This window comes from Blastococcus sp. CT_GayMR20 (assembly GCF_004570345.1).
The window spans coordinates 1-4,026 of record NZ_SPQM01000251.1; the positions used below are offsets into that span (position 1 = coordinate 1).

At 72.6% G+C, this 4,026-nt stretch carries 4 protein-coding genes; 3 read left to right on the plus strand and 1 reads right to left on the minus strand.

The window, feature by feature from the left end:
- On the minus strand, positions 1-1,778 hold a 1,778-nt coding region (locus E4P40_RS26740; RefSeq protein WP_135161336.1), incomplete at its 3' end, for a long-chain fatty acid--CoA ligase.
- A gap of 154 nt (positions 1,779-1,932) precedes the next feature.
- Between E4P40_RS26740 and E4P40_RS26745 the strand changes: the two genes are divergently transcribed.
- Genes E4P40_RS26745 through E4P40_RS26755 form a run of 3 tightly spaced genes read left to right on the plus strand, consistent with a single transcriptional unit; the run spans position 1,933 to position 3,867 of the window.
- Positions 1,933-2,364 carry an SRPBCC family protein gene (locus E4P40_RS26745; RefSeq protein WP_135161337.1) on the plus strand — a complete coding sequence of 144 codons (432 nt, stop codon included), beginning with the start codon at positions 1,933-1,935 and terminating at the stop codon, positions 2,362-2,364.
- A 7-nt stretch (positions 2,365-2,371) separates the two neighbouring features.
- Entirely contained in the window at positions 2,372-3,517 is a 1,146-nt protein-coding gene (locus E4P40_RS26750; protein WP_135161338.1) for an ArsA-related P-loop ATPase, read from the plus strand.
- A complete protein-coding gene (locus E4P40_RS26755) occupies positions 3,514-3,867 on the plus strand; it encodes a hypothetical protein (RefSeq protein ID WP_135161339.1) in 354 nt (117 codons plus the stop codon). The genes E4P40_RS26750 and E4P40_RS26755 overlap by 4 nt, the downstream gene beginning before the upstream one ends.
- Positions 3,868-4,026: the final 159 nt, after the last annotated feature.

Below are 4,026 nucleotides of genomic sequence, written 5' to 3' on the forward strand. Positions count from 1 at the left end.
CCCTCGACGTCGGCGTCGAACTCCTTCATGACGACGGAGCGCTTGAGCTTGAGGCTCGGCGTCAGCATCCCGTTGTCCTCGGTGAAGTCCGTGCCGAGGATCGTGAACTTCTTGATGGCCTCGGCGTTGGAGACCGCCTTGTTGGCCTCCTTGACCGCGGCGTCGATCTCGGCCACCAGTTCGGGGTCCTCGCGGACCTGCTGGGCGGACTGGTCGGCGGGCTTGCCCCTCGACTCCAGCCAGCCCGGGAGGGCCTCCTCGTCGAGGGTGATCAACGCGGCGATGAACGGCCGCTGGTCGCCGACGACGATGCACTGGCTGACCAGGCGGTGTGCCCGCAGCCGGTCCTCGAGCACCGCGGGGGCGACGTTCTTGCCCCCCGCGGTCACGATGATCTCCTTCTTGCGGCCGGTGATCTTCAGGAAGCCGTCGCTGTCGAGCTCGCCGAGGTCGCCGGTGTGGAAGAAGCCCTCGGAGTCGATGGCCTCCTTCGTGGCGTCCTCGTTCTTCCAGTAGCCGCGCATGACGATGCCGCCGCGGATGAGCACCTCGCCGTCGTCGGCGATGCGGAAGTCCACGCCCGGCAGGGGCCGGCCGACGGTGCCGATGCGCAGCGCCTCGTCGTGGTTCACCGAGGCGGCCGCCGTCGTCTCGGTCAGGCCGTAGCCCTCGTAGACGGTGACGCCGATGCCGCGGAAGAAGTGGCCGAGCCGGTCACCCAGGGGTGCGCCGCCGGAGATGGCACCCAGGCACCGGCCGCCGAGGGCCGCGCGGAGCTTGCCGTAGACCAGCTTGTCGAACAGGGCGTGCTGGGCCCGCAGCGCCAGGCCGGGACCCCCCGTGTCCTGGGCGCGCGACCAGTCGATGGCGACCTGGGCGGCCTTGTCGAAGATCTTGCCCTTGCCGTCGCCCTCGGCCTTGGCCTTCGCCGAGTTGAAGACCTTCTCGAACACGCGGGGGACGGCGAGGACGAACGTCGGCTTGAACTCGCCGAGGTCGGCCACGAGGTCCTTCACGTCCGGGGTGTGGCCGACGACCGTGCGGGTCTTGACCGCGCCGACGTGGATGACCCGGGCCAGCACGTGCGCCAGCGGGATGAACAGCAGGATCGAGCCCTCGACGTTGAGGAACCTGCCGAGCAGGCTCATCCCGTTGCCGATCTCGAACAGGAAGTTGCGGTGCGTCAGCTCGCAGCCCTTGGGCCGGCCGGTCGTGCCGCTGGTGTAGATCAGCGTGGCGAGGCTGTCGGCGTGCAGCGTCGCGCGGCGCGCCTCCAGCTCGCTGTCGGGTACGTCCTTGCCGGCCTGGGCGAGCTGGTCCACGGCGCCGTCGTCGATCACGTGGACCGACGTCAGGTCGGGAGCCTGGTCGCGGACCGACTCGACGGCCGCGGCGTGCTCGTCGCGCTCGACGATGATCGCCGTGGCGCCCGAGTCCGAGAGGATCCAGGCGACCTGGTCGGCGCTGGAGGTCTCGTAGATCGGGACCGTGGCCGCGCCGGCGGTCCAGATCGCGAAGTCGATGACCGCCCACTCGTAGCGGGTCTTCGCCTGCAGGGCCACGCGGTCGCCGGCGGCGACGCCGGAGGCGATCAGTCCCTTGGCGACCCCGGCGACCTGGTCGCCGAACTCCTTCCAGGTGACGTCCTGCCACTGGCCGTTCCGCTGGACGCGGAACCCGGTCTGGTCGCCTACCTCGGCGACGTTCTTGGCCAGCAGGTCGGGGAGCGCCTCATCGGGGCCGACCTCGGTGGTAGCGGGAACGCTGAACTCGCGCACGCCTGGTCCTCTCCTCCCTGCCGTCCGGGGGCACCGTCGCCCACGGCCCCGGCCAGGGACGTTTCGACAAATCTAGCCGTAATGGCTACCCGTGAGTAGCAGAGAGCCGGGGTGACGGCTCGCTGAACGGAGTGAAACGGCTAGCCTGCTGCCCATGGCCGACCAGTCCACCCAGTCGATCACCATCGATGCGCCTGCGGCTGAGGTCATGGCGGTCATCGCAGACTTCCCGTCCTATCCGCAGTGGGTGGCCGCCGCGAAGAAGGTCGAGGTCGTCGAGCCGGGGACCGACGGTCGCGCCCGCCGCGTGCACTTCGTGCTCGATGCCGGGGCGGTCAAGGACGACTACGTCCTCGACTACACGTGGGACGGCGACCGCAAGGTCTCGTGGAACCTGGTCAAGGGCCAGATGCAGAAGCGCCAGGAGGGCTCGTACACCCTCACCGAGATCGACGGCGGCACCGAGGTCACCTACGCCATCACGATCGACCTCTCCATACCGATGCTCGGGATGATCAAGCGCAAGGCCGAGAAGGTCATCCTCGACACGGCTCTCAAGGAGCTCAAGAAGCGCGTCGAGGGCTGATCGGCCGGTGCGCACGCTTCTCGTCACCGGTCCCGGGGGTGCCGGTACGTCGACGCTGGCCGCCGCGGCCGCCGTCCGCGCCGCACGCTCGGGACGCCGCACGCTGCTGCTCTCCCGGCAGGCGCCGGTCGTCGGGCTGGACGCCGAGCCGGGGCTCGAGGTCGCCGTCGTGGATCCGCGAGCCGCGTTCGAGCAGCTCTGGAGCGGCTCCGCTGACTCCGTCGCCGAGGTGCTGCCGCAGCTGACCCTGCCGCCGGCGGGCTCCGTCGTTCCCGTGCCGGGCACCGCCGAGGTCGCCGCGCTGGCCGCGCTGGCGCGCGCCGAGGCCGATCTGGTGGTGCTCGACGCCGGCCCGACGGACGCCGCCCTGGCGCTGATCGGCCTGCCGTCGACGCTGCGCTGGTGGTTGGACCAGCTGCTCCCGCCCGGGTTGCGTGCGCTCGGCGCGGTCCGCACCGCCGCGGTGACCTACGGCGCCGCCACGAAGGGGCCGATCGACGGTGCGCTGGCCCTGGTGCCGGTGCTCGAGGGACTCCTGGCCGCCGATCGCCTGGCCGATCCCGTGGACACCGCCGTCCACCTCGTCGCACCGTCGCGCCCCGGGGCCGCGGTCGCCCTGCGGTCGGCCGCGACGGCGCTGGGCCTGCACGGCCTGCGCGTGGGCGCCGTGCTCTCGCGAGTGCTGCCGGGTGGCGGTCCGGGGCAGTGGTGGGTGAAGCGGGCCGCCGAGCAGACCGAGGCGCTGACGGCGTTCGAGGCCGTCGCCCCGGTGCGCCGGATCCCGGAGCGTGCCACCGCACCGGCCGACGCCGACGCCGCCGCAGCACTTCTCGAGGGCTGGGAGCTGCCGACGACCGGCGGCGTGCCCGTGCCGGGCGCCGAGCGGCGCGAGAGCGGCTGGTCGCTCACGCTGCCGCTGCCCTTCGGCGAGCGCGGCGCCGTCGACCTGATCCGCTGGGAGGACGACCTGGTCGTCACGGCGGCGGGTGTGCGCCGGTCGGTCCGGCTGGATGCCCTGCTGCGCCGTTGCGAGGTGACCGGTGGCCGGCTGCACGATCCGGGTACAGCGGGAGCCGCGCTCGAGGTGAGCTTCCGACCCGATCCACGGCTGTGGCCGGCCGACCTGCTGGCCGCTGAGGAGAGAACCCCATGAACCCTGCCACCGACTGGATCGACCAGGCGCGTGGGCTGCTCGACCTGCTCAAGCAGGGGATGGCGACGCCGCCCGGCGGTCCGCAGGACGACCGGCACGGCAGCGACTGCCGCTGGTGCCCGCTCTGCCAGGCGGCGGCCGTCGCCCGCGGCGAGCGGCCCGAGGTGAGCGCGGCGCTCGCGGACCTGCTGACCGCGACGGCGACGGCGCTGCGGCAGTTCGCCGAGGAGGGCCGCCCCGCCACGTCCGACGCGGCTGCTCCGTCGTCTCCCTCGGCAGCGGACGACGGCCCCACGACCGCCGATCACGGCGACGGGTCCCCGGTGGTGCAGCGGATCGACATCGCGTGACCCACCGGGTCGAGGAGCGGGCCGACGCACTGGCCGCGCTGGGCATCGACATCGGCGGCACCAAGGTCGCCGGCGGGGTGGTCGCCCCGGACGGGACGATCCTGGCGACGGCCCTGCGCGCGACGCCGGGGGCGTCCGTGAGCGACACGGAGGACGCCA

What these genes read in the sequence shown, in the direction of transcription:
- E4P40_RS26755 (WP_135161339.1), top strand. Translation starts at nt 3,514, where the DNA reads ATGAACCCTGCCACCGACTGGATCGACCAGGCGCGTGGGCTGCTCGAC.
- E4P40_RS26745 (WP_135161337.1), top strand. Translation starts at nt 1,933, where the DNA reads ATGGCCGACCAGTCCACCCAGTCGATCACCATCGATGCGCCTGCGGCT.